21 protein-coding genes and 2 rRNA genes (1 of these 23 running past the window's edge) are annotated in these 24,973 nt (G+C 45.0%); 8 read left to right on the forward strand and 15 right to left on the reverse strand.

Annotated features, from left to right (window positions below; translation table 11 throughout):
* The 4 genes from E3D00_RS06360 to E3D00_RS06375 form a co-directional block, all read left to right on the forward strand.
* Nucleotides 1–2,522 (forward strand): 23S ribosomal RNA (locus tag E3D00_RS06360) (it extends 215 nt beyond the left edge of the window).
* A gap of 84 nt (nucleotides 2,523–2,606) precedes the next feature.
* A 5S ribosomal RNA gene (gene rrf / locus E3D00_RS06365) occupies nucleotides 2,607–2,721 on the forward strand.
* A gap of 175 nt (nucleotides 2,722–2,896) precedes the next feature.
* Nucleotides 2,897–3,733 (forward strand): oxidoreductase, encoded by an 837-nt coding sequence (locus E3D00_RS06370; RefSeq protein WP_141460960.1) that lies wholly within the window; start codon nucleotides 2,897–2,899, stop codon nucleotides 3,731–3,733.
* An 11-nt stretch (nucleotides 3,734–3,744) separates the two neighbouring features.
* Nucleotides 3,745–4,752: an AraC family transcriptional regulator gene (locus tag E3D00_RS06375; RefSeq protein ID WP_141460962.1), complete on the forward strand. Its 1,008-nt coding sequence runs from the start codon at nucleotides 3,745–3,747 to the stop codon at nucleotides 4,750–4,752.
* A 35-nt stretch (nucleotides 4,753–4,787) separates the two neighbouring features.
* Here E3D00_RS06375 and E3D00_RS06380 read toward each other — a convergent pair whose 3' ends face one another.
* The 11 genes from E3D00_RS06380 to E3D00_RS06430 form a co-directional block, all read right to left on the reverse strand.
* Nucleotides 4,788–5,972, reverse strand: a complete 1,185-nt coding sequence (locus E3D00_RS06380) for a DUF697 domain-containing protein (RefSeq protein WP_141460964.1) — start codon at nucleotides 5,970–5,972, stop codon at nucleotides 4,788–4,790.
* Nucleotides 5,973–6,111: 139 nt separating this feature from the next.
* Nucleotides 6,112–7,263: a YncE family protein gene (locus E3D00_RS06385; protein ID WP_141460966.1), complete on the reverse strand. Its 1,152-nt coding sequence runs from the start codon at nucleotides 7,261–7,263 to the stop codon at nucleotides 6,112–6,114.
* 21 nt (nucleotides 7,264–7,284) lie between these two features.
* Nucleotides 7,285–8,733, reverse strand: coding sequence for a c-type cytochrome (locus E3D00_RS06390; RefSeq protein WP_141460968.1), 1,449 nt, complete (start codon nucleotides 8,731–8,733; stop codon nucleotides 7,285–7,287).
* Complete coding sequence (locus E3D00_RS06395; protein ID WP_141460970.1) at nucleotides 8,730–10,388, reverse strand: GMC family oxidoreductase; 1,659 nt, start codon at nucleotides 10,386–10,388, stop codon at nucleotides 8,730–8,732. The genes E3D00_RS06390 and E3D00_RS06395 overlap by 4 nt, the downstream gene beginning before the upstream one ends.
* Before the next feature lie 2 nt (nucleotides 10,389–10,390).
* A complete protein-coding gene (locus tag E3D00_RS06400) occupies nucleotides 10,391–11,083 on the reverse strand; it encodes a sugar dehydrogenase complex small subunit (RefSeq protein ID WP_141460972.1) in 693 nt (230 codons plus the stop codon).
* A 334-nt stretch (nucleotides 11,084–11,417) separates the two neighbouring features.
* Nucleotides 11,418–12,293, reverse strand: coding sequence for a hypothetical protein (locus E3D00_RS06405; RefSeq protein WP_141460974.1), 876 nt, complete (start codon nucleotides 12,291–12,293; stop codon nucleotides 11,418–11,420).
* Between the two features lie 10 nt (nucleotides 12,294–12,303).
* Nucleotides 12,304–13,026, reverse strand: coding sequence for a hypothetical protein (locus E3D00_RS06410; protein ID WP_141460976.1), 723 nt, complete (start codon nucleotides 13,024–13,026; stop codon nucleotides 12,304–12,306).
* Between the two features lie 580 nt (nucleotides 13,027–13,606).
* Nucleotides 13,607–14,482, reverse strand: coding sequence for a hypothetical protein (locus tag E3D00_RS06415; RefSeq protein WP_141460978.1), 876 nt, complete (start codon nucleotides 14,480–14,482; stop codon nucleotides 13,607–13,609).
* An 11-nt stretch (nucleotides 14,483–14,493) separates the two neighbouring features.
* The gene (locus E3D00_RS06420) at nucleotides 14,494–15,216 is read right to left on the reverse strand and encodes a hypothetical protein (protein ID WP_141460980.1); all 723 of its coding nucleotides are present in this window, start codon (nucleotides 15,214–15,216) and stop codon (nucleotides 14,494–14,496) included.
* Between the two features lie 580 nt (nucleotides 15,217–15,796).
* The gene (locus E3D00_RS06425; RefSeq protein ID WP_141460982.1) at nucleotides 15,797–16,672 is read right to left on the reverse strand and encodes a hypothetical protein; all 876 of its coding nucleotides are present in this window, start codon (nucleotides 16,670–16,672) and stop codon (nucleotides 15,797–15,799) included.
* 11 nt (nucleotides 16,673–16,683) lie between these two features.
* Nucleotides 16,684–17,400 (reverse strand): hypothetical protein, encoded by a 717-nt coding sequence (locus E3D00_RS06430; RefSeq protein WP_141460984.1) that lies wholly within the window; start codon nucleotides 17,398–17,400, stop codon nucleotides 16,684–16,686.
* Between the two features lie 218 nt (nucleotides 17,401–17,618).
* On the opposite strand from E3D00_RS06430, the gene E3D00_RS06435 reads away from it, so the two are divergent.
* The gene (locus E3D00_RS06435) at nucleotides 17,619–18,605 is read left to right on the forward strand and encodes a CobW family GTP-binding protein (protein WP_141460985.1); all 987 of its coding nucleotides are present in this window, start codon (nucleotides 17,619–17,621) and stop codon (nucleotides 18,603–18,605) included.
* Complete coding sequence (locus E3D00_RS06440) at nucleotides 18,602–19,651, forward strand: WD40 repeat domain-containing protein (protein ID WP_141460987.1); 1,050 nt, start codon at nucleotides 18,602–18,604, stop codon at nucleotides 19,649–19,651. Before E3D00_RS06435 ends, E3D00_RS06440 begins: the two co-directional genes overlap by 4 nt.
* 15 nt (nucleotides 19,652–19,666) lie before the next feature.
* Here the strand turns inward: E3D00_RS06440 and E3D00_RS06445 are convergent, their stop codons facing one another.
* Nucleotides 19,667–19,990: a SelT/SelW/SelH family protein gene (locus E3D00_RS06445; protein WP_141460989.1), complete on the reverse strand. Its 324-nt coding sequence runs from the start codon at nucleotides 19,988–19,990 to the stop codon at nucleotides 19,667–19,669.
* 4 nt (nucleotides 19,991–19,994) lie between these two features.
* Nucleotides 19,995–20,846 (reverse strand): hypothetical protein, encoded by an 852-nt coding sequence (locus E3D00_RS06450; RefSeq protein WP_141460991.1) that lies wholly within the window; start codon nucleotides 20,844–20,846, stop codon nucleotides 19,995–19,997.
* A gap of 133 nt (nucleotides 20,847–20,979) precedes the next feature.
* Here E3D00_RS06450 and E3D00_RS06455 point away from each other — a divergent pair, with 133 nt between their 5' ends.
* Both E3D00_RS06455 and E3D00_RS06460 read left to right on the forward strand, forming a co-directional pair.
* Complete coding sequence (locus tag E3D00_RS06455; RefSeq protein ID WP_141460993.1) at nucleotides 20,980–21,771, forward strand: acid phosphatase; 792 nt, start codon at nucleotides 20,980–20,982, stop codon at nucleotides 21,769–21,771.
* A gap of 26 nt (nucleotides 21,772–21,797) precedes the next feature.
* Entirely contained in the window at nucleotides 21,798–22,415 is a 618-nt protein-coding gene (locus E3D00_RS06460) for a hypothetical protein (protein ID WP_141460995.1), read from the forward strand.
* 13 nt (nucleotides 22,416–22,428) lie between these two features.
* On the opposite strand, the gene E3D00_RS06465 is transcribed toward E3D00_RS06460, so the two are convergent.
* Both E3D00_RS06465 and E3D00_RS06470 read right to left on the reverse strand, forming a co-directional pair.
* Nucleotides 22,429–23,865 (reverse strand): chloride channel protein, encoded by a 1,437-nt coding sequence (locus E3D00_RS06465; protein WP_342777663.1) that lies wholly within the window; start codon nucleotides 23,863–23,865, stop codon nucleotides 22,429–22,431.
* A 205-nt stretch (nucleotides 23,866–24,070) separates the two neighbouring features.
* A complete protein-coding gene (locus tag E3D00_RS06470) occupies nucleotides 24,071–24,964 on the reverse strand; it encodes a cation diffusion facilitator family transporter (RefSeq protein ID WP_141460997.1) in 894 nt (297 codons plus the stop codon).
* Between the last annotated feature and the right edge of the window lie 9 nt (nucleotides 24,965–24,973).

Below are 24,973 nucleotides of genomic sequence, written 5' to 3' on the forward strand. Positions count from 1 at the left end.
ATCAACAGAGATTCCGCTAGTAGTGGCGAGCGAACGCGGAGCAGGCCAGTGCCATGTTAATGATAAGCAGAACGGTCTGGAAAGTCCGGCAATAATGGGTGATAGCCCCGTATGCGTAATGCATTGATATGGACTTGAGTAGGGCGGGGCACGTGAAACCCTGTCTGAACATGGGGGGACCACCCTCCAAGCCTAAATACTCCTTAGTGACCGATAGTGAACAAGTACCGTGAGGGAAAGGTGAAAAGCACCCCGATAAGGGGAGTGAAAGAGACCTGAAACCGGACGCCTACAAGCAGTCGGAGCCTCATATGGGGTGACGGCGTACCTTTTGTATAATGGGTCAGCGAGTTTCTGTTTGCAGCGAGCTTAAGCCGATAGGTGTAGGCGTAGCGAAAGCGAGTCTGAATAGGGCGCATGAGTTGCTGGCAGAAGACCCGAAACCGAGTGATCTAGCCATGGCCAGGCTGAAGGTGCGGTAACACGCACTGGAGGGCCGAACCCACGCCTGTTGAAAAAGTCGGGGATGAGCTGTGGCTAGGGGTGAAAGGCCAATCAAACTCGGAGATAGCTGGTTCTCCGCGAAATCTATTGAGGTAGATCGTCGGGTGTTTACCCTGGGGGGTAGAGCACTGGATGGGCTAGGGGGGCCCAAAGCCTTACCAAACCTAACCAAACTCCGAATACCCAGGAGTATAGCCCGGCAGACAGACAGTGGGTGCTAAGGTCCATTGTCGAGAGGGAAACAGCCCAGACCACCAGCTAAGGCCCCTAAATCGTGGCTAAGTGGGAAAGGATGTGGGGATTCCAAAACAACCAGGAGGTTGGCTTAGAAGCAGCCATCCTTTAAAGAAAGCGTAATAGCTCACTGGTCTATTAGAAACCCTGCGCCGAAAATGTAACGGGGCTCAAGCCACGTGCCGAAGCTGTGGGTGCATACATTAGTATGCGCGGTAGCGGAGCGTTCCGTAAGTCTGCGAAGGAGACGGGGTGACCCTCTCTGGAGATATCGGAAGTGCGAATGCTGACATGAGTAGCGACAAACAGTGCGAGAAACACTGTCGCCGAAAGTCCAAGGGTTCCTGCGCAAGGTTAATCCACGCAGGGTGAGCCGGCCCCTAAGGCGAGGGCGAAAGCCGTAGTCGATGGGAACTAGGTGAATATTCCTAGGCCTGCCAGAAGTGACGAATGGAAAATGTTGTCTGTCCTTAACGGATTGAACAGGCTTTTTGACCATTCCAGGAAAGAGCTCTGGCATATAGACCGTACCCGAAACCGACACAGGTGGACTGGTAGAGAATACCAAGGCGCTTGAGAGAACGATGCTGAAGGAACTAGGCAAATTGCTCGTGTAACTTCGGGATAAACGAGACCCATTGGTGGGCAACCATCAGTGGGTGGCACAGACCAGGGGGTAGCGACTGTTTAGTAAAAACACAGGGCTCTGCGAAATCGAGAGATGACGTATAGGGCCTGACGCCTGCCCGGTGCCGGAAGGTTAAGAGGAGATGTGCAAGCGTTGAATCGAAGCCCCGGTAAACGGCGGCCGTAACTATAACGGTCCTAAGGTAGCGAAATTCCTTGTCGGGTAAGTTCCGACCTGCACGAATGGCGTAACGACTTCCCCACTGTCTCCAGCATCGGCTCAGCGAAATTGAATTCCCCGTGAAGATGCGGGGTACCCGCGGTCAGACGGAAAGACCCTATGAACCTTTACTGCAACTTTGCAGTGGCATCAGGAAAATTCTGTGTAGGATAGGTGGGAGGCTTTGAAGCCGGGGCGCCAGCACCGGTGGAGCCATCCTTGAAATACCACCCTGAATTTTTCTGATGTCTAACCGAGACCAGTAAGCCTGGTCCGGGACCCTGCATGGTGGGCAGTTTGACTGGGGCGGTCGCCTCCCAAAGTGTAACGGAGGCGCGCGATGGTGGGCTCAGGCCGGTCGGAAACCGGCTGTTGAGTGCAATGGCATAAGCCCGCCTGACTGTGAGAGTGACAGCTCGATCAGAGACGAAAGTCGGCCATAGTGATCCGGTGGTCCCACGTGGACGGGCCATCGCTCAACGGATAAAAGGTACTCTAGGGATAACAGGCTGATCTCCCCCAAGAGTCCACATCGACGGGGAGGTTTGGCACCTCGATGTCGGCTCATCACATCCTGGGGCTGGAGCAGGTCCCAAGGGTTCGGCTGTTCGCCGATTAAAGTGGTACGTGAGCTGGGTTTAGAACGTCGTGAGACAGTTCGGTCCCTATCTGCCGTGGGTGTAAGAGACTTGAGAGGATTTGTCCCTAGTACGAGAGGACCGGGATGAACGCACCTCTGGTGCACCGGTTGTCGCGCCAGCGGCACAGCCGGGTAGCTAAGTGCGGACGGGATAACCGCTGAAAGCATCTAAGCGGGAAACCCACCTCAAAACGAGGTCTCATAGAGCCGTGATAGACCATCACGTTAATAGGCCGGGTGTGAAAGTGCAGCAATGCATGCAGCTAACCGGTCCTAATCGCTCATACCTCTCACATCAACACATGCACAGAAATCAGTCACACTCCTCATTCAATACACCAACCCAATCACCACCCTCTCATGATAGGGTGAGCTAGAAGACCTGGTGGCTTTGGCGAGGGATCTACACCCGATCCCATCCCGAACTCGGACGTGAAAACCCTCAGCGCCTATGATACTGCACCTTAAGGTGCGGAAAAGTCGGTCGCCGCCAGGTCCCCTAGCTTACCCTCAATCCTTACCCCCGCATGATGTTTTTATCATGCGGGGGTTGGTTTTGTGTACCCATTATAATTGGCACAATATAATAAAATTGTGGCGCCTTCTGCCAATGGAATGGTCATCATTACAGAATAATATCCTACTTAATGATTGTGAGTAGGATAGATTTTATGAAGCAGAGAATTGCATTAGTCACAGGAGCATCTTCTGGGATTGGGGAAGCGACAGCTTTGGCTCTCCACAAGCAAGGGTATATTGTTTACGCAGCAGCTCGACGGCTTGATCGTATGACGCATTTGGCAAAAGAAGGCATTCGTATTCTTTCTATGGATATAACGGATGAAGCGTCCATAAAAGATGGAGTGGAAGCAATTATTGCTGGCGCTGGCCGGATAGATGTTCTGGTAAATAATGCGGGATATGGCTCTTACGGAGCAATTGAAGATGTTTCTATGGAGGAAGCGCGTTCACAATTTGAGGTGAATATTTTTGGAGCAATGCGTTTAATCCAACTTATTTTGCCGACAATGCGTGCGCAGCGTTCTGGAACGATTGTTAATATTACTTCCATGGGGGGAAAAATATATACTCCTTTAGGAGGTTGGTATCATGGAACAAAGTTTGCCTTAGAGGCTTTAAGTGATTGTTTGAGAATGGAGGTGGAGCCGTTTGGGATTAATGTCGTGGTGATAGAACCCGGAGGCATTAAGACGGAGTGGGGTGGGATTGCTGCTAAGAAATTGAGAGAAACCTCTGAGCAAGGCGTGTATCAACGTCAAGCGCAAGCAGTGGCACATTCACTACAAAATGAAGCAAATGCTAAACTTCTGTCTTCACCAGAAGTAATTGCGAACACGATTGTAAAAGCAGTATCTATCCGAAAGCCCAAAACACGATATGCTGTTGGTTTTGGTGCAAAACCTTTGATTTTTTTACGTGCTTTATTATCAGATCGTTGTTTTGATAGTTTGATACGTCGTGCAACGGGTGTATCAAAAGTGCTGTGATAAGAGACATTATGTCTAATCAGAGTGATAAATGTAAAATTCCGAAAGCCTTTTGGCGCGCTCTTGAAGAGTTTGGCTACACGCCGATGATGTTACTCAGACAAGCTCGCTTGCCATTAACTCTTCATCTGAGAGAACATAGTAGCATATCAACAGATCAATATTTTGCATTGATGCGAGGTGTGCAAGATTTGCTTCAGATCCCTGCAGTAGGGCTTAGAATGCTACAGCAGACAGATACATCTGTTTATCCCCCATCCAGTTTAGCTGCTTTTTATGCGCAGGATTATCGTGACGGTATTTATCGTTTAGCGCGCTATAAAAGATTGTGCACACCAGAAATTTTCAAGATTACGGAAAATGTTGGTGATACATGTACGATTGTTTTTGAGTGGCCTAGGGGGACGCAGGAAGAGCCTCAGATATTGGTTGATATTACATTGGCTATGCTGATTGAATTGGGACGACGAGCAACGGGGCATAAAATTGTTCCGCGTCGTATAGAGCTGAAACAGCGCGATGAAGTGACACAAGCGCATAGGACGTATTTTGGGTGCCCAATAAAAACAGGAGCGAAGCAGAATATGTTGGTGCTTGAGAGTGTAGATTGGGAGCGTCCTTTTTTTGGGCATAATCCAGAAATGTTAGCAATTTTAACACCAGCATTAAACGCAGCATTAGGAGAGGTGGAGGCTCATGCTTCTCTCGCAGAGCATATAAAGGTCATATTGAAACGTCGTTTAGCGAGTGGGCAGCCGACATTAACCGATTTAGCGCAAGAGCTGGGAGTAAGTGAGCGAACTTTACAACGCAGAATGATGGAAAAGGGTGTTACTTTCCGCTCTTTGCTTTCTGAAGCACGTCGTGAACTTGTGCATCATTTATTAGTAGATCCAGAAATGGATATTACGGAAGTAGCATGTTTATTAGGTTATCAGGATACGACTTCGTTCTATAGGGCTTTCCGTGAGTGGGAAGGTATTTCTCCAAACCGTTGGCGTGCGATGAATATGCATTAGACCTACATTCTTTATACAGAATGTAGGTCTGCCTTTTATTTTTTAGGCGTGTTTTTCTTATTTCTTTTGATTGTTGTAGAGAGTTGTTCAAAAGCTTTATTGGCGGAGATGGGTTCGTTTATACCCTCACGTAGATTTTGTTCGGTCAGGTTTTGAAGAACCTCTATGTAAGATTCCCCAATGAGAGATGTAACCGTGGCTGCGGATGTGCCAGAAATGGCTCCCCCAAGAGCACTTCCTGCTACGGGAATACATTTGAGAAAAGAACCGACCACAGCTTTAGCTGCCATACCAGCAAGGATGGGGGTAGCAACGGATGTGATAACACTTTTCCAGTTGGTTCCTTCTGTGTTCACACCATAAAGGTTACCAATTTTATAGAGCATGGTCCCTTGGATGGGGGCAAGAGAAAGAAAGTCTGATCCGGGGATAGGGACGGAAGCGGCAGCCGTGGCAGCGCCTGCAGACCATTTTACAATTTCATGAGCGGTGTTTTGTTTAAGGACAAGGGCTTCAGGATTGTGGATTGCAAGAGCTTGAGCAAAGCCGCTTCTTTTCGTTTTTGGAAGGAGACGGCTCGTTTCTTGCATGAGTTTGCCAAGACCCTTGGAGTTTTGGCCGCTTATGTTTTGTGTATTTTCTTTATCTAAAGCACAGACGAGAATAATGTTTTCTGCTGCTTTTCCAAGTGTTTCACGGAGATGGTTGCGTAAAGTAGCTTCAGGAGTATCATTTTGGAAATCATTCTCATGGAAATGACTCCCACGTGTTAAAACAATAATAACAGGGATGCCTGAATTATGGATGGTTTGGATAAGATTGATTTCACTCTCATCGATATGTTCGCTTGAGGCATCAATACAGAACCATGCAAGGTTAACAGCATCTTTTTCTTCGCCTGTGCTATTGTGACCTTTAATGTATTTTTCTAAATCGGTTTGAATTTCTTGATAATTATGAGTGCTGATGTTTTTTGTTTCAGCAATAATGAGAGGAAATCCTTCAATTTGGTATTCTGTAATGTCGGATGTAATAGCACGACCATCACCAAACTCATTTTGAGATTTTAGAAGAAGTTGATTGAGAAGTGTTGTTTTTCCAACTCCTGATTTCCCTGTAATAACAATACGGGATTTTCCAATTTTTTTAAGCTGTTCCTGTTGTTTCCCTAATATGTCTTTGGCCATATTAAGAACGGTTTCTGCATTATGACTTGTCATGTAAATATCTCTTATCTCTTTGATTCAGGGTTATTTTTAACAAGAATAGAGCCTCTATTATATGGAGAAAAAGAGTATATTACGAATGTAATTAAATAATTCCCGAACGGATATTTATCGGCCCGGGAAAATATGTGTTCTATGGGCGTGCGCGTTCAATATCAGCACCACCACCCGGCAAGGGGGCTGCACCCGCAGAGGCTAAAGAATGACCATCCCATTTAAAGGTCATGACGCTATGATCCATCATGCCTTGCGTGATGATTTCAGATCCATCGGGAGAGAAAACCAGCCCTTGTGGCCAAAGAGGCCCTTTGGCTTGTGCTTGTTGTGACAGATGTCCGTTCGAGAATGAAAAGACTGTTACAATTCCTTCAGGGTGATAGAGCGGGTTGTTAGGTTGCATTGTCGAGCCGTTTTGAGAAACAACCGCAACAGACTGACCATCTGGTGAAATATCCAGCCCTTCAGGAGCATTAGGGACGGTAACGCGTTGGATCTCTTTGAAAGGCTCAGTTTCAAGGTTAAAAACAACAACAGACCCAGGCAAACCTTTGCCGTGGCCCAAAAGATTCATCAGTGCATAATGACCATCTTTGGTGACCCGAATAGTCCACGGGCCATGTTCAATCATGAGGGGTTTAGGATTTACCGTGACCTGATCACCATTAATCTGGATGATGTAAGCCCGGTCTGTTTGCCATAAACTCACAAGAGCACGTTTGCCATCGGGAAAAATCTCGAGACCTGATGGAAATCCAAAACCTGGCAACGTGATAACCTTACGGTTGCCAAGCTTACCATTTTGATAGGTGAACCACGTCAAAACACCTGACTTCCCATTGGCGACAAGAAGATGTTGGCCATCAGGTGTAAACCGCATGGTGGTCACGCCGGGAGCGGAAGCTATTTGTTGTAAAAGACGTGGCTTATTGGTGTCTGAGATATCAATGAGGCTAATAAGATCATCTGGAACAATTTTATTGCTTGTAGTATCTGGCTTTGCAGCAGCAGAGATCAGAGCAGTTTTTCCATCATGGGTGAAGGTGAGTGCGGTTGGAGGACCAACGACACTCGCGGGAACGTTGATGCTGGATTGAACGTGCCAAATGCCTTGTGCATTTTTTTCTAAGATGGAAAGAGAATCAGGCTGCAAGGGGTGAGGGAGCACCTGAACAGCATTTTGCAAAGTGGTGTGACCGTCATTAGCGGAAATGACGGTTTGTGCAAAACTGGGAGTATTTGCAAGGATAAGAGCCGCTGAGAGGCTGGCAAACCATGTTTTTTTCATGTTCTTAGAAACTCTGGTTGATTACTTTTTTCGTTGTATTCTTTTCAGAACTATAATTCCGAGGCTAATCACGATCACAAGACCGAAGATCATAGCTGGTGCGATATAAGGGCCAATCTGAGCAAGAAGTGGCTTGGGGCCCCCTGTTCGAATAATATGAACATCTTCCGCTTTGATAATTACAGCAGGATTACCAAATTGCTGCTCAACGTAATTGGCGATATCGGCAATATCTTGGTCAGAAAGGGAGTCAACGAATGACCCTTTGCCAAAGCCCGGCATGTAAACAGTATGACCGTTTACAGTCCGGCGGATACCCATCAAAATCGTAGTAATAAGGTTATCTGGGTATGGTGCGCCAAGAGCAGTATTATGAAAGAGCTGTGGGTAGTAATGATCGGGGCTACCCTCTCCTGTTGGGCGATGGCATGCCGCGCATTCGGCAGAAAAGAGTTCTTCTCCGTGGTTGCGGGTATTAAGGGCTAATCCACGAACAGAAGCTTCTTCGTTTGATTTCTTGCCATATGTGTCCCGAGCGGCTTGAACACCGGGGTTCGCATAAGCTGGAAATTGTTTAATATAGGTAGCGATAGCCTTTAGATCTGCATCACTAAGGTGCTGGAAGCTGTGTTCAATTGCTTCTGCCATTGGCCCCCCAGCTTGAGATTTTCCCGGAAGGTCCCCAGTTTTGAGATAAGTGACAAGCTCATCATTGCTCCATGTCCCAATGCCACTTTTCGGATCTGAGGTAATGTTTGGAGCATACCATGATGATAAGGATGCCCCAGAAAGAGCCATACTGCCACGTTCAGCCATGAGAGCATTGCGGGGCGTGTGACAGGTGTCACAATGAGCCAGCGCAATAGCGAGGTAATGTCCTTTATTGACTTCGTTCGACTGTGTAGGGTCAGGTTTGAAACGGGTATTATCTAAAAAGAGCAGGTTCCACCCGATCATGGACATACGAATGTTAAAGGGGAAGGGAAGTTTTGTCGTGGGAGCGGCAACGTCTACAGATTGCACTTTGAGCATGAAGTAAGCGTAGAGTGCGAGGATATCGTTATCGCTTAGCTTGGTATACGAGGTATAGGGCATCGCAGGGTAGAGATGAGCCCCATCAGCGCGGATACCCTCTCGGAGAGCATGTTTAAATTCTTTAAACGTGTAAAGACCAATACCATAGCGTTTTGACGGTGTAATATTTGTTGAGAAAATAGGGCCAAAAGGAGAGGCTATCCCATACCCACCTGCGTATGCTTTCCCGCCATTCGGGGCTGTATGACAGGCAGCGCAGTCCGCAGCTATTGCAAGATAGTGTCCGCGTTCTATGGTCGCATTGTCGGCATTTATCGTAGTGTCATCATGGTTTAAGCTTTGCGCATACAGAGGTGATCTGAAGCATGCGAGAGCCACGATGGCAACAGATAGTCCTTTTAAGACAGGGCGTATGGGAGTGAGGAACAATGTCATGCGCCGGCCTTTGCAAGATCAGATTTAATGGAATCAGCGGCTTTAAGGCCAAGAGCCGCCATGCTGAGAGTGGTGTTTACGACGCTAGCAGAAGGCATTGCTCCTCCACCTGGGAGCCACAGATTAGCGTGGTCATGGGTGCGGCAATTACCATCGACGACGGAATCATGAGGGTTATTACCCATGATCGTTCCGCCCATGATATGGTTGTTGGCGTTATAATCGGTGGTGATGTGAAGTTCCGTTCCGCCCAACAATCCTGCAATCTGTTTTACTTGCGAATGCACGGAATCAAGCGCGTTCCGGACATAATCTCCGACATCATAATGAATGTCAGGGCAAGCGAGGCCCATTGGGTCTTTGCGGCTTTTACTAAGTGTGAGGCGGTTATTGGGGTTTGGTAACGGTTCAAGACTGATGGATAGATCGACGCCACAGGCTGCACGGCGGCGGATCTCATCATTTAAGTCTTTTCCGACTAAGCCAAGTTTAAGGGCCTGTTCGGTTGCTGGAGCAACACGGCTAATGTTGTTGAGGATCATTTTATTGGCAGAGTAGTGACTTCGGAAGTCACCATCCCGCGGGCCGACGATGCAGCTACTTTGAGCAGGACCACGGCCAAACCACAAAGGTTCATTTGCAAGAAAGGACGCATGGACACCAGAGTGATCCATCATATTGCGGCCAACTTGATCAGATGAATTGGCAATTCCGTTCGGGTTACGGCTATTGGCGGCGAGGAGGAGGAGGCGAGGTGTTTCGATCCCGTTGCAAGCGAGAGCGAATGTTTTGCCAGATGCTTTATGGGATTTGCGCTCTGCATCATACCAATGAACGGCGGTTATGCGGTTATTTTCGTCTGTGTCGATTTTATAAACAATGGCTTGATCAATGGTCACAGCACCCTTGGCTTCGGCTTTTTCTATATGTTGGATGCCGCTATACATAGCGCCGATTGGGCAAATTGGTTGGCAGTTATTGTTGCCACAACAGGCGGGACGATCATCAAACGGCTGGATACTACGCCCTTGTGGGATTGGAACAAGGTGAAAGCCGTGAGGGTTTACAATTTCCGCAACACGCCGATCTCCGTAGCCAAAAGGGATCATATCGCGTGGGTAAGGGCGGCTGCGCTCTTGGGGAGATTGTAAGGCTTTATCATGAGGGCCAGAAACCCCCATTTCTTCTTCAGCGCGGCAGTAATAGGGCTCAAGATCTTGATAGGAAATAGGCCAATCACGCCCGACGCCATAACGCGTTTTCATTTCGAAATCGACAGGAAGGTGGCGCCAGCATGATGCTGCCCAGTGCCAAGTTGTTCCGCCTACGGTTCGAAGGTAGCCTTGCTTGAACGCTGAACCATTGGGGCCGGAGAGCCCCACATAATCATTCGGTGGGAAATAAAGAGGGGCTTGAGCGAGAGGAGACTGGGGGTAAAGGCCTTGGAAGTCTGAATGGAGGCGGTTGTGAAAGGACATATTGCGCCAATTCTCAACGAAAGTCTCACGTTTGAGGCGCAAACCTGCTTCTAGAATAACGACAGAATGGCCAGCAGAAGCTAGTTCATGAGCGATCATCCCGCCGACAACGCCGGAGCCTACAATAACAACATCGGCCGAGACATCTCCATTGGAGGAGAACTGAGGTTTAGGCACGATTAGCGCTCCTTATGAGGTAATGGAATATGAGGGCCTGATTTAGGAATAATAGGTTTTAAGGCCGGAGTTTGAGGAAGATTTTGAGGAGCAGTAACCGCCACTGGAACCGGTGCTGCGGGTTCTTTTGGGAGAGGAGCGTGGGTTGGAACACCTAAAGGAGGGGGAGCAGCTGTCCACCAGCCCGGTTCATTGAAACAATAGGTGGGAACGGGCAAAGCATCCTGTGTGGGTTGATACATGAGGGCATCCATATACGCGACCATCGGAGCGTTTGTTTTGTCCTCTGTGGAGCCCATGTACCATGCGGCATTGAGAAGAAGCAGATCATCACGGTGAGAGCCTGCATGAGCCAGCAGGTCTTGAGGAGATTGGTTCGGTGCGAGAAGAGTATGGAGGTTACGTACTTTTTCTTTAAAATCAGGAAATGTAAGTTCCATTGCCGAAAAAAGCCGACGAGCTAGAATAGGGTCAAGGGATGAATGTCCGGTAATGGTTTGAGAAATGGCGAGGAATGCTGTTTCATCTGTAGATGGCTCATCAAGAGTTGCCGCGAAAGCAGAGTTATTGTTTGCTCCTAAATGAGCAAGGACGGCGGCAAGGCCAGTCAGGAGTGTTCCCTTCATCATAGTACGGCGATTAAGAGGCCGGTTTTGATTTGATGTGGTGGATTGGGGAGGGATTTGAGTATTCAATTTAAGATCAATCGCTTGAGGATATGTAATGAAGGTACATTATGATAAAAATGAGATGATCATTTAACTTTATAAATGCAAGATGGAGTATTGTTGGTAAAAAATGTGTAAAAAAGAGGAAAAATATAAAATAAATTCATTTTCAATAAGCCATTAATTTTTCTATACGTAAAAGACAAGCTTTATTTGCATTATTATAGGAATAATAACCATATCTTGTATGTTCAATAATATGTGATTGAACAAGTAAAAAGGTATTTTTCTTAAAATATGGTTTAACTCTTGAATTTAAGAGAAAGAGAAGATTATCGCACTTTCTCTTAAGAGAGGGGCACTAGCTAAGAGCTGATATCGTCGTGCTGCTTTTCCAGCATGCATCGACAAGATGGAATAAATGAAGAATGGTGTGTTTTGTGCCGCGCCAATTGGTGCTGATTGTTTTGCCGACACTGATTGTGGAAGCAGGGATAGTCGCGTGGACAATCATAATCCATAACCAGTCATAAGCATGCTTGGTTTCCCGTGTTGAGCAGAGTCCTTTTATTTTTAAAAGGTCGTCTTTATAGCCAGAAATATGAGTGGCAATGTCAGTTAAAATAAGAACTAGAGCCGCGTCTTCTGTGAGATTATTCGGAATGGACGGCATACCCTCTAACGGTGGTTTACTAAGCTGTGCGTTTATTCGTGCGAATTGATCGTAAACCGGCTTTAGAACATCTACAACAGTATGAAATGACGATAAGACTATCCCATGTTTGAGCATTTTGTTCCATAAATCAGCACCTTTGGAAGGGCCAACGATTTCGAGAGGGATATAGGCAGTCCATCCCAGTCTTGGGATGCCGGCATATTCGAAAGTTGCTTGATGGTAATCACGGACTGTAATCCAGTAAAGGTAGGTGATACGATCATAAATTCTTAAAGCGCGTCGGGCAGAAAAGTCAGCTTTCATTAACTGTATACTAATTTTCAACCATAAATCGTCACTTAGTGTTTTGTTGAGATAATAAAGAGAAGCCCCTTTGATAAAATAGATGGCGACAAGCCCGGCAAAGGCATTGGCGTCAACAACACCTAAAGCGAGATTACCGTATGGGTCTGCATGTCTTTTAAGAACAGTGTAGTAACCATGGCGATCTCCATGGTCGTGAGGAATTTGTAATTCGTCAATAATTTTGGCGTTTCGGTCCGCGTTGAGGTCTAGGCTCATGGAGATTTTCTTACGGTTGTTTAATAAAAGTTAAGATTTTTTGTTTTACATCTGTCATGATTTCGAACCATGAACCCACGCGTGACCTTGGGTAACTGACAGTCATTTGAAGTCGATGGAACGTGAAATTTTCTTTACATTGGGGGACAACCCCGTCTTTGTCGCAGGCTAGCCAGACGATGGGTATATTGTTGGTGCCCATCAGAACATAGAAGTCCTCATTAAGATCGTTACCAAGAGCTTTATCTCGGATGACTTCCTGAATGCCATGCCCCGTTGGGATTGGGAGAAGATTTTTTTGAACAGCGATGAATTGAGGTGGTATGGGGGTGTAGTTTTCAGGTAGTTTTTTAGCTGGAACTGAGATCCCACCAATGAAGTAATCGTGATTCACTGAAGCATCACTATCACTAGGTCGAATTAACCCCCCAAGAATACGTAAGGCACCTCGATCATCCCCATATGGATCTCCAACCCAAGAAGGCCATGAAACATCTAAAAGAAAGCCAACATCCGTCGATCCCGCGGTGGGAGGGGTGCCGTCTATAAAGTAGTCTGCAGGGATAGAGACGGTCATTTTATGATGCGTAGAATCATACGGATTACTCAAAAAATACGTAACCGGTGGAGCGGGGGTTTTGGCTGAAGAGGTTTCTTGCGCGTTTGCTTTATGCGGTTGGAGCACAAAGGCCATCAGAAACGCGGTAAGAGAAGAAGTAAGATATCTGTTCATATGATTTAAATCATACTTCAGGGGTGTAATGAGTCAATTCAGATTTATATTACAGGTGTAATGTTATGAGTTTAATTTTCATTCAAATACACGAACTTATTATTTGATTACATTGTCATGTATTTATTAGGAAAATAACCAAATATTTTTTACGCAATAGGCGTTCCAAGAGTGTGTTCCTGAGCATATATTAAGGGAACGATTTTGATTTGATGAGGTGGATTGAGGGGGAATAAGGGTATTCAATTTAAGATCAATCGCTTGAGGATATGTAATGAAGGTACATTATGATAAAAATGAGATGATCATTTAACTTTATAAATGCAAGATGGAGTATTGTTGGTAAAAAATGTGTAAAAAAGAGGAAAAATATAAAATAAATTCATTTTCAATAAGCCATTAATTTTTCTATACGTAAAAGACAAGCTTTATTTGCATTATTATAGGAATAATAACCATATCTTGTATGTTCAATAATATGTGATTGAACAAGTAAAAAGGTATTTTTCTTAAAATATGGTTTAACTCTTGAATTTAAGAGAAAGAGAAGATTATCGCACTTTCTCTTAAGAGAGGGGCACTAGCTAAGAGCTGATATCGTCGTGCTGCTTTTCCAGCATGCATCGACAAGATGGAATAAATGAAGAATGGTGTGTTTTGTGCCGCGCCAATTGGTGCTGATTGTTTTGCCGACACTGATTGTGGAAGCAGGGATAGTCGCGTGGACAATCATAATCCATAACCAGTCATAAGCATGCTTGGTTTCCCGTGTTGAGCAGAGTCCTTTTATTTTTAAAAGGTCGTCTTTATAGCCAGAAATATGAGTGGCAATGTCAGTTAAAATAAGAACTAGAGCCGCGTCTTCTGTGAGATTATTCGGAATGGACGGCATATCCTCTAACGGTGGTTTACTGAGCTGTGCGTTTATTCGTGCGAATTGATCGTAAACTGGCTTTAGAACATCTACAACAGTATGAAATGACGATAAGACTATCCCATGTTTGAGCATTGTGTTCCATAAATCAGCACCTTTGGAAGGACCGACAATTTCAAGAGGGATATAGGCAGTCCATCCCAGTCTTGGGATGCCGGCTATTTCGAAAGTTCTTTGATGGTAGTCACGGATTGTAGTCCAGTAGAGATAGGTGAGACGATCGTAGCGTCTTAATTGATTACGTGCAGAAAAGTCAGCTTTCATTAACTGTATACTAATTTTCAACCATAAATCGTCACTTAGTGTTTTGTTGAGATAATAAAGAGAAGCTCCTTTGATAAAATAAATGGCGACAAGCCCGGCAAAGGCATTGGCGTCAACAACACCTAAAGCGAGATTGCCATATGGATCTGCATGTCTTTTGAGAACAGTATAGTAATTATGCCGATCTCCCCTATCGTAAGGGATTTTTAATTCTGTAAGAATTTTAGCATTGCGATTAGCATTATCGTCTAAGCTCATGGTTTTCTTCTTTATGGTTGTTTAATAAAGGTCAAAATTTTTTGTTTTACATCTGTCATGATTTCGAACCATGAACCCACGCGTGACCTTGGGTAACTGATAGTCGTTTGAAGGCGGTGAAATGTGAAGTTTTCTTCACATTGAGGGACAACACCATCTTTATTACAGGCGAGCCAAACAATGGGTATATTATTGGCGTCCATCAGAACATATAGGTCTTCATTAAGGTAAATATCGACAGCTTTATCCCGGATGACCTCTTGAATGCCGTGCCCTGTTGGGGTTGGAAGCGGGTTCTTTTGGACAGGAATAAATTGGGGCGGCATGGGCTTGCGGTCTTTAGGAATCTCCCAAGACTTTACGGTGACTGCTCCCATAAAATAATCATGGTTTACGGAATTATCACTGTCATTTGGTTGAATTGATCCAGCAAGAATACGCAAGGCCCCCCGGTCATTCCCATCTGGATCACCAATCCAAGATGGCCACGAAACATTTAAAAGGAATGCAGGAACAGTTGATCCCGAGGTTGGGGGGGCGCCATCTATAAAGTAATCCGCAGGAATAGAGAGGGTCATTTTATGATGCGCAGAATCGTACGGATTACTCAAAAAATACGTAACCGGTGGAGCGGGGGTTTTGGCTGAAGAGGTTTCTTGCGCGTTTGCTTTATGCGGTTGGAGCACAAAGGCCATCAGAAACGCGGTAAGAGAAGAAGTAAGATATCTGTTCATATGATTTAAATCATACTTCAGGGGTGTAATGAGTCAATTCAGATTTATATTACAGGTGTAATGTTATGAGTTTAATTTTCATTCAAATACACGAACTTATTATTTGATTACATTGTCATGTATTTATTAGGAAAATAACCAAATATTTTTTACGCAATAGGCGTTCCAAGAGTGTGTTCCTGAGCATATATTAAGGGAACGATTTTGATTTGATGAGGTGGATTGAGGGGGAATAAGAGTATTCAATTTAAGATCAATCGCTTGAGGATATGTAATGAAGGTACATTATGATAAAAATGAGATGATCATTTAACTTTATAAATGCAAGATGGAGTATTGTTGGTAAAAAATGTGTAAAAAAGAGGAAAAATATAAAATAAATTCATTTTCAATAAGCCATTAATTTTTCTATACGTAAAAGACAAGCTTTATTTGCATTATTATAGGAATAATAACCATATCTTGTATGTTCAATAATATGTGATTGAACAAGTAAAAAGGTATTTTTCTTAAAATATGGTTTAACTCTTGAATTTAAGAGAAAGAGAAGATTATCGCACTTTCTCTTAAGAGAGGGGCACTAGCTAAGAGCTGATATCGTCGTGCTGCTTTTCCAGCATGCATCGACAAGATGGAATAAATGAAGAATGGTGTGTTTTGTGCCGCGCCAATTGGTGCTGATTGTTTTGCCGACACTGATTGTGGAAGCAGGGATAGTCGCGTGGACAATCATAATCCATAACCAGTCATAAGCATGCTTGGTTTCCCGTGTTGAGCAGAGTCCTTTTATTTTTAAAAGGTCGTCTTTATAGCCAGAAATATGAGTGGCAATGTCAGTTAAAATAAGAACTAGAGCCGCGTCTTCTGTGAGATTATTCGGAATGGACGGCATACCCTCTAACGGTGGTTTACTAAGCTGTGCGTTTATTCGTGCGAATTGATCGTAAACTGGCTTTAGAACATCTACAACAGTATGAAATGACGATAAGACTATCCCATGTTTGAGCATTGTGTTCCATAAATCAGCACCTTTGGAAGGACCGACAATTTCAAGAGGGATATAGGCAGTCCATCCCAGTCTTGGGATGCCGGCTATTTCGAAAGTTCTTTGATGGTAGTCACGGATTGTAGTCCAGTAGAGATAGGTAATTCGGTTAGGTGGAATAATTTTTGCACGGAATTCGAAGTCAGCAAGCATCAAGTTTATACTAATATCTAACCATGAAGAGTCGCTAAGTGTTTTCTTATTATAATAAAGAGAAGCTCCTTTGATAAAATAGATAGCAACAAGACCGGCAAAAGCATTCGCATTAACTACGCCTAGAGCAAGATTACCGTACGGGTCTGCATGTCTTTTAAGGACAGTATAATAACCAGGGCGATCTCTATTGTCGTGTGGGGTTTTTAATTCTGCAATAATTTTCGTATTTCTGTCAGCATTATGGTCAAGGCTCATGAGGGTGTTCTTTAAGGTTTTGTGATGAAAGTTGAAAATTTGTGTTTAATGTCCGCCATAATGTCGAACCATGAGGCCACGCGAGATCTCGGATAACTGACTTTCAATTGGAGATGGTTGAAAGTGAAATTCTCTTCACATTGGGGGACAACACCGTTTTTATTGCAAGCTAACCAAACAATTGGTGTGTCACGGTTATGCATTAGTACATAAACGTCGTTATTCAGAAGAACATCAATCGCTTTATCTCGAATGACTTCCTGAATGCCGTGCCCTGTTGGGGTTTGGAGAGGATTTTTTTGAACAGGTACGAATTGGGGTGGCATGGGTTTACGATCTTTGGGCATTTCCCAAGATTGTACCGAGTTTAACCCTAAAAAATAATCACGATTTATGAAGTCGTCGCTTTGATCGGGCTGAGTTATTCCTCCAAGGATACGTAGTGCACCACGATCATCTCCATATGGGTCCCCAATCCAAGATGGCCAAGAGATGTTTAACAAGAAAGAAAGATCCGTTGACCCCGGTTCTGGAGTCATCCCATCTATAAAGTAATCCGAAGGTATGGAGACGGTCATTTTATGATGAGTTGGGTCATCCTGATTGGTTAGAAAATACGTAACCGGTGGAGCGGGAGTTTTGGTTTTAGGAGTTTCTTGTGCGTTTGCGGTATGGGGGTGGAGTACACAGGCCATCAGCAACGCAGCAGGAGTAAGATATCGTTTCATATAAGTTAAATCATACTTCAGGGGTGTAATGAGTCAATTCAGATTTATATTACAGGTGTAATGTTATGAGTTTAATTTTCATTCAAATACACGAACTTATTATTTGATTACATTGTCATGTATTTATTAGGAAAATAACCAAATATTTTTTACGCAATAGGCGTTTCAAGAGTGTGTTCCTGAGCTTATATTAAGGGAAGATTTATGGAGGCTCACTCATGTCAGGTAATCATGAAACGGATCGTACGGGGATTGTTCCTGTAACGGTTTTGACAGGTTTTCTCGGAGCTGGGAAAACAACGTTATTGAACCATATTTTAACAGCTGAACATGGCAAAAAATATGCTGTGGTTGTGAATGAATTTGGTGAATTAGGCATTGATAATGACCTCGTTGTGGATGCAGACGAGGAAGTGTTTGAAATGAATAACGGCTGTATTTGCTGTACAGTCCGTGGTGATTTGATCCGTATTTTAGGAAAGCTTTTGCGCCGCCGTGGTCGGTTTGATGGGATCATTGTTGAGACGACGGGGCTGGCTGATCCTGCCCCTGTGGCTCAAACATTCTTTGTGGATGAGAATGTACGTGAAAAGGCACGGCTTGATGCGGTTGTAACCGTTGTTGATGCGTTTAATGTGATGCAGACGTTAGATGAAAGCCCTGAGGCCGTTAATCAGATTGCGTTTGCTGATGTAATCGTACTGAATAAAGTCGATTTGGCAGATGCTGAACGGTGTAAGGAAATTGTGGATCGTATCCGCAAAATAAATGCTGTGGCAGAAATTCATGAAGCGCAGCACGGCGGTATTCAGAAACTAGCGGATATTTTGGATCGTGGTGGGTTTGACCTCAAACGCGCTTTAACGACCATGCCTGACTTTTTAGAAAGTGATCATCACTCTCATGAAGAGGGGATTACGAGTATTTCACTTTCTGTAAGTGAGCCTCTCGATCAGCAGCGTTTTCAAGCATGGATAGGAGCGATTTTACAGGAACAAGGGCCTGATATTTTACGCTCTAAAGGGATTTTGCATTTTAAAGACCATGATCAGCGGTTTGCTTTTCAGGCGGTGCATATGATGGCGGATGGAGATTTTATTGGCCCGTATCGTGAAGGGGAAAGTAAAGATTCACGTTTGGTCTTTATCGGTCGGAATTTGAATCGTCCTCGTTTACGTCGTGGCTTTGAAAGTTGTATCGCATGATAGATCATCATGAACTGATCGCAGATCGTGGGGCAGAGCGTCGTTTTGATAGCCCCGTTGTGCAGGTGGTTTCATCCCGTGATGGCAAGACATTTGCTGCGGCGACAGCGGATGGAGAGTTGATTCTTATTCCAAGGGATGAATTAAGAAATCCAGACGCATGGAAGGTTGTTGAAGGGCATGATGGGACGTTAAGCCTTGCTCAGGATTGTCTTGAAAATGCATTTTTGACGGGCGGAGAAGATGGCAAGCTTTTGCGCACATATGCCGATGGGCGTGTGGATGTTCTGCATGAAGGCAAGCGTTGGATTGAATGCCTTGCTTCAACGACGACGCATTTTGCGTTTTCATCAGGAAAGCAGCTTGAATTACGTAAAGCTTCAGAGGCACACCAGACACTGAAAGTTCTGGAGCATCCTTCTACGGTCACGGGTGTGGTGTTTGATGGGAAAGGTAAGCGTGTTGCTGCGTCCCATTATAATGGCGCATCTATGTGGTTCGTACAGGCCAAGGTGGATACGGTACGGCCGTTTGAATGGAAAGGCAGTCATATTGGGATTGCTATTCATCCAGGTGGCGACGCTTTAGTGACATCCATGCAGGAGAATGAGCTGCATGGGTGGCGCCTATCGGATGGGCATAACATGCGTATGAGTGGCTATCCCAAGCAGGTGCATTCGATGGGCTTTACCCGTAATGGCAAATGGCTTGCGACATCAGGCGCAGATGCCATTATTCTCTGGCCGTTCTTTGGTGGTGGGCCGATGGGAAAGCCGCCAGTGGAATTGGCGCGTCTACCGAGTTTGTTTGTGAGTGCAGTTTGTCCAAACCCGAAAGAAGATATCGTAGCCGCTGGGTTTGAAGATGGAACTGTTCTGCTTGCAGAAATCGGCGGGGATGATCAGCGTGTTTTGCCGCTGTGCTCTGGGCAGGTTAAAGCGAGAGGGAAAGTATCGTCCTTAGCATTTACCCCTCAAGGGGGGGCACTGATTTTTGGCACGGAAGATGGAATTGTTGGTGTGATGGATTTATCCTCACAAGGATGAAAGTGTAGTGTTAGATCAGAGGGAGACTTTCTCTTTCTGATCTACGCGATCGATATGACCAAGAGGCTTTGTCGGTGCGATAATATCACGCACACGTCGTTTTAATTCTTTTGGGCTGGGGAAACCATCATCTCGTTTACGTTCCCACACCAAAATATTATTGGCATAAACTTCAAACATTCCGCCTGTTGAGGGGATAAGGACAACCTCGCCCAACCCCTCTCCAAAAGTAGACAGAAGCTCCTGTGCCATCCAAGTGGATCGCATAAGCCAGTTACATTGAGTGCAATAATGAATAGCAATACGAGGACGGTTGGTGAGTTCTGGTTGATGATCCATGATCTTACTTTCCTTCTTGCTTCATGTGTGCGTGCATGAGGTGTTTTCTTAAATTGTGGTAGGGCAGCGTACGACTAAGGACATGCCCAAAAATGATAGCCAATGTTTCACTGAAACGACTGATAAAGTGCCTTATGGTGTAAAAAATTGTTTCCCAGATTGTTGGGACAAGAGCATGTAGAATACCCGCTGTCCAGAGGAGAGCGTCGCTTTGTTCGTTAGAAAGATGATCTAGCCCTGTCATAATTTGGACGGCTTTACGGCTTTGGCGCAAGCTATCCAAGTCAGACAGGTTTCGGGAAATATTTTGCAAGCCGTGTTGTTTGGCTAATGGAGAGAGAACATCATGCGTGGTCTCAAGCCCGATCGTAATAGGGCCATGGAAGAGCATATCTTTCCAAAGTTGCGCAGCATTGGTCAGGCCAGCAAGTTTTAGAGGGATAAAGGCAGTCCAAGCGCGCCCGGGGACATTATTTTCTTCAAAAAGCCGTGTGTGGTAGCTTTCTATTGTATGCCAAGATAACCCTAAGAGAGAGTCATCTGGAGCAAGCTGTGCACGTGCTTCATAATCAGCCCTCATGAGGCCTAAACTGATAGCTTCCCAACGTTTTGCATTGAGTGTGGTGTAAGCATAAGCCGCAATGAATTGAGCGAAATTCTTGGCAACCCGTCCTGTTATTGTTGACTGTTTTACGACCCCAAGGGCTAATGCTCCATATGGATCTCCATTGGAAGACAGTATGTGGTAATAGGCTATACGATCGTTACTTTTATTAGCAGAGTTGAGATCTGTTAGTATTTTTTCGTTATTCTGCATATTCCACTCTGCTACTACACCATCACGTTTAAGTAACATAAAAATTATTTCATGATTTTGCTTAAATCAAAAAAATTATGAAAGATTTGTAAAAATACGAAGATACTCTATATTTTAGATTGTATTTATGAAAATTTGACACGTGATTTTAATTCTAGGTTCCTAATTCTTTATGAAATCTTTTTTGCATGCTTCTTTTTTAATCGGCTTCGGATTGGCGTTGCCAATTTGTGCTGTAGCGCACGATATTCAGGATAGTTTTCCCAAAAATACAGCCCCGGATGCGCGTATTATTTTGCCTTCCCCTCCTTCGCCGGGAAGTAGTGCGCAAGCGGACGATGATCAGGTGTTTCGTGCAACACGAAAGCTTCAAAATACACCACGCTGGTATTTGGCACAGCGAGATGCTGAATTAGATTCGGTGCACTTGGTGGATGATTTTTCTTGTGCTGTTGGGTTTAAATTGGATGTAAAACAAGCACCACATTTGGAGCATCTTTTGCATATGATGGACAAGACTGTTGAGCATAGGACGTCTGAAGCAAAGCATTACTGGCATAGAGCAAGACCGTTTGTTGGAACAGATTTGCCAGTATGTACTTCAAAAGAAGGGCTGGGCTTTCATTCGTCTTATCCATCTGGGCATACCACTGCAGGATATGGGATGGCATTAGTTCTAGCTCATATTTACCCAGAACGTGCAGCAGAGATATTGCAACGAGGGCGTATTTTTGGAGAAAGTCGTATTGTCTGCGGCGTGCATTGGAAAACGGATGTTGAAGCCGGGTTTTTGAACGCATCTGCACAAATGGATGTGTTATTATCACGTCCTGAAATACAAGATGATTTAACGCAGGCGCGTCAGGAAGTTCTGGCGATGAAAAATCAGGCGATTTCACCAGATGCTGGAGAGTGTGCCGTCCAAGCAGACGCAGCTGCCCATTCTCTTTTATCGCAATACTAACGTGACGATTATTTTCTGAGCGTTGTGTGTCGGGTATTCTTGTGAATATTAATAAAAACTTGGACCTTGCTGTTCAGCGCTCAATACTGGTTCTACAGATGGTCAGTGAACTGCATAAGGTGGGGCACCAACGATTACGGATAATGCCTGCTTTTTCTCCTAGTGGAGCATATTGGCGTTTAACGATAGGGCCTGATTCTATATTTTCAAAAACACATGGAGCCTTAGTAGAAGAAGCGTCAACTTATGATGCTGTGCATCTTTCCATAGGAAGAAATGAGGAAGTTAAATATTTTGGGTGGGAAGATGCCTCTACCGATAATGCGTATGAGCTTGCCGTGAAATTCTTAGAGCGTTTTCCAGAGTTATCTCGGTGTGGAAGAGGCTGGGATTATGAATATTCAGGATGGTTCCAAAGGTTGTTAGGCCTCGCAGAAAGAGGGTGGTTGCCTTATATTTGTGCTGATTATCAAGAAATTCGTAATGATTTTTTATATTTGCATGATGGTCGGTTTGAAAAGATTAATACCAGCTTGGATGAGGCACCAAAGTTACCTAACCCTCCACTATATCTGCTTAATCGGTTCGTCCATGAGCCGCAGAAGAGAGAAGGATCATGGCTAAATATATTCAAAAGACGTTAGGAGCTAAGAGGATTTAATGATGCGCGCTCTTCTGTTCTGGGGCTTTTTCTTGCGGCTCTGCAGGAGGCGTGCGGTCGAGGTTTTCCATAAAGCGATCTGCTAGTGCGCCATAAAGAGGGCGAGGACAGATCATTTTAGACACACCGAAGGCTAAAAAGGATGTTGCCAGCAGAGCAAGCGTGACTTGTTGATTATCGCTAATTTCCATCACAATGATGGTTGCGGTAAGGGGGGCTTGAGCTACTCCACAGAAGTAAGCCACAGTCCCAAGAAGAACAACAGCACCTGGTGTGGTATGTGGAAGGAATTGCTCAACCCACCCCCCAATTCCTGCACCAATAGATAAGGAGGGTGCAAACATACCACCGGGTATTCCAGAGCAATAGGTAATGAGCATTGTAATATATTTAAGGGCAAAAAAGGAAAATGGGTAATGATCATGCCCAGAAAAGATGCCGCGTGCTTGCTGGTAGCCTGTACCGTACGTTGTGCCGTGAGAGATAAGACCAAAGATAGCAATAAGCAGTCCGCAAGCGGCAGAGAAGAGAACGGGCTTATTTTTGGAGAAACGTCCTAAGAACCCCGGAAGACCTTTGGAAATACGGATAACAAGAGCCGCAAAACTTCCCCCAGCCAGCCCACCGAGAATACCGCAGGTGAGAACAGCAATCCATGCCGTTCCTACAGGAATATCAACGTCCGCGCGGCCAAAATAGGTATAGTTTCCAACGAGAGCAATGGCGGTCACACCAGATACGACTACTATTGTGAGAGTGCTGCCCGAAGTGCGCTGTTCGAATGAGTGAGATAGCTCTTCAATAGCAAAGACAATCCCAGCCAGAGGGGTGTTGAATGCAGCCGCCATACCAGCGGCACCTCCTGCAAGGATCATGCTTCGTTTGGCCGCAACGTTGGATTGGCCAAGCAAACGTGAGAAGGCATGCATAATCGATGCCCCGACCTGTACGCTAGGCCCTTCACGCCCGATAGAAGCGCCGCAGATGAGGCCAAGACATGTAAGAAGGATCTTCCCAACAGAAATTTTGAGGCTGAGAATACGATCAACGAGCGTGTAATTGGAAATATGTAGTGTAGCAATGGTTTGTGGAATACCAGAGCCTTGCGAGCCTTTAAAAACGCTACGAGTCATCCATGTAATAAATGCCATACCGAGCGGGGCGACAAAGAGCATCGCCCAAGGGTGCCAGTTAATAATTTCTGTACGTAAATCTGCTGCTTTATCCCCCATCTGAGCGAAAAGAACAGCAATAACCCCAATGAGAATTGCACCGATCCAGTAGGTGATGGAGCGCCGCCATTGATTGGTTGTTCTTCGGGCAGAACGACGCAGATAATGGATGCGATCTTTGTGTCGAAGCGCATGACGCGAGGGGCGCTCCTTGTGGGGCGCATTTAGCTCAGTAGCAGAAGGGGGCTGTGTATCGGCCACGTATATTACGTCCGCGCAAGAAGGTTCAGTAAATTAAAGAAAGTCTTTGCGAGATATTATCTATTGCACTTGCCAGTCTTTTTCCATGAGGGCAAGGATACTGGAACGTTCAAGTATAAAAAGAACAAAATATTTTACGTATATTAACATGAAAGTGTTGCATGGCATCCTCAGTTTTAAAGTGAATGAGTTGTCGTAAGGTTATTTAGGAAAGAACGAGAACGCCTGAATGTTTTGCTTTATCTGCGGGTTCAACATGAATGTGGATGGAAGATCGTCCTAGGTTTTCACGAATGGCTGCTTCGATATCATCGCAAATAACGTGTGCATCATGAACGCTCATTTCGCTTGGGACAACGAGGTGAAACTCAACAAAATAGAGAGTGCCGACTTTACGTATTCTGAGGTCATGTGCCTCAAGCGCGCCGGTGCCGCTTTTGGAAATAATGGCTCGCACATTGTCAACGCATTTTGGTTCAGGAGCTTCATCCATTAAGCCTGACATGGAGCGGCTCATCATGGAAAAACCTGTATAAAGAACATTGAGAGCAACAAGCCCCGATAAAACAGAGTCAAGCTTGTCCCAATGAATAAGGGGGATGAGGGAAACCCCGAGAACGAGAGCAACAGTCGTCCAAACATCAGATTGAACATGCTCACCCGCCGCCAAAAGGGCTTGAGATGAGTTCCGCTTTCCAAAGCTGATCAGAGTGCGTGCCCAGATCAGATTGATGCATCCCGCGAGAGCATTAAGGGCAATTCCAAAGAAAGGAGCTTTGACAGGATGAGGATGCATCCAGTCTTGAATGGCAATAATGAGGATACCAAGAGCTGTTAAAACAACCAAAACACCTTCAATAACGGCAGATAGATATTCTGCTTTACCGTGGCCATAAGGATGATTGTCATCAGCAGGAAGAACAGCAATGGAGAGAGCCCAAAGCGTGCCTATTGCAGCAATTACGTTTAGAATCGTCTCGATGGCATCAGAAAGCAACGCATCCGAATTGGAAACGAAATAAGCACTATATTTAATTGAGAGGCACACAAGGCTGACGCCAATAGATGCACGGGCAATTTTTATACGAGACGTATTCATGAAGAGATC

Source organism: Swingsia samuiensis, assembly GCF_006542355.1.
GTDB classification, from domain to species: domain Bacteria; phylum Pseudomonadota; class Alphaproteobacteria; order Acetobacterales; family Acetobacteraceae; genus Gluconobacter; species Gluconobacter samuiensis.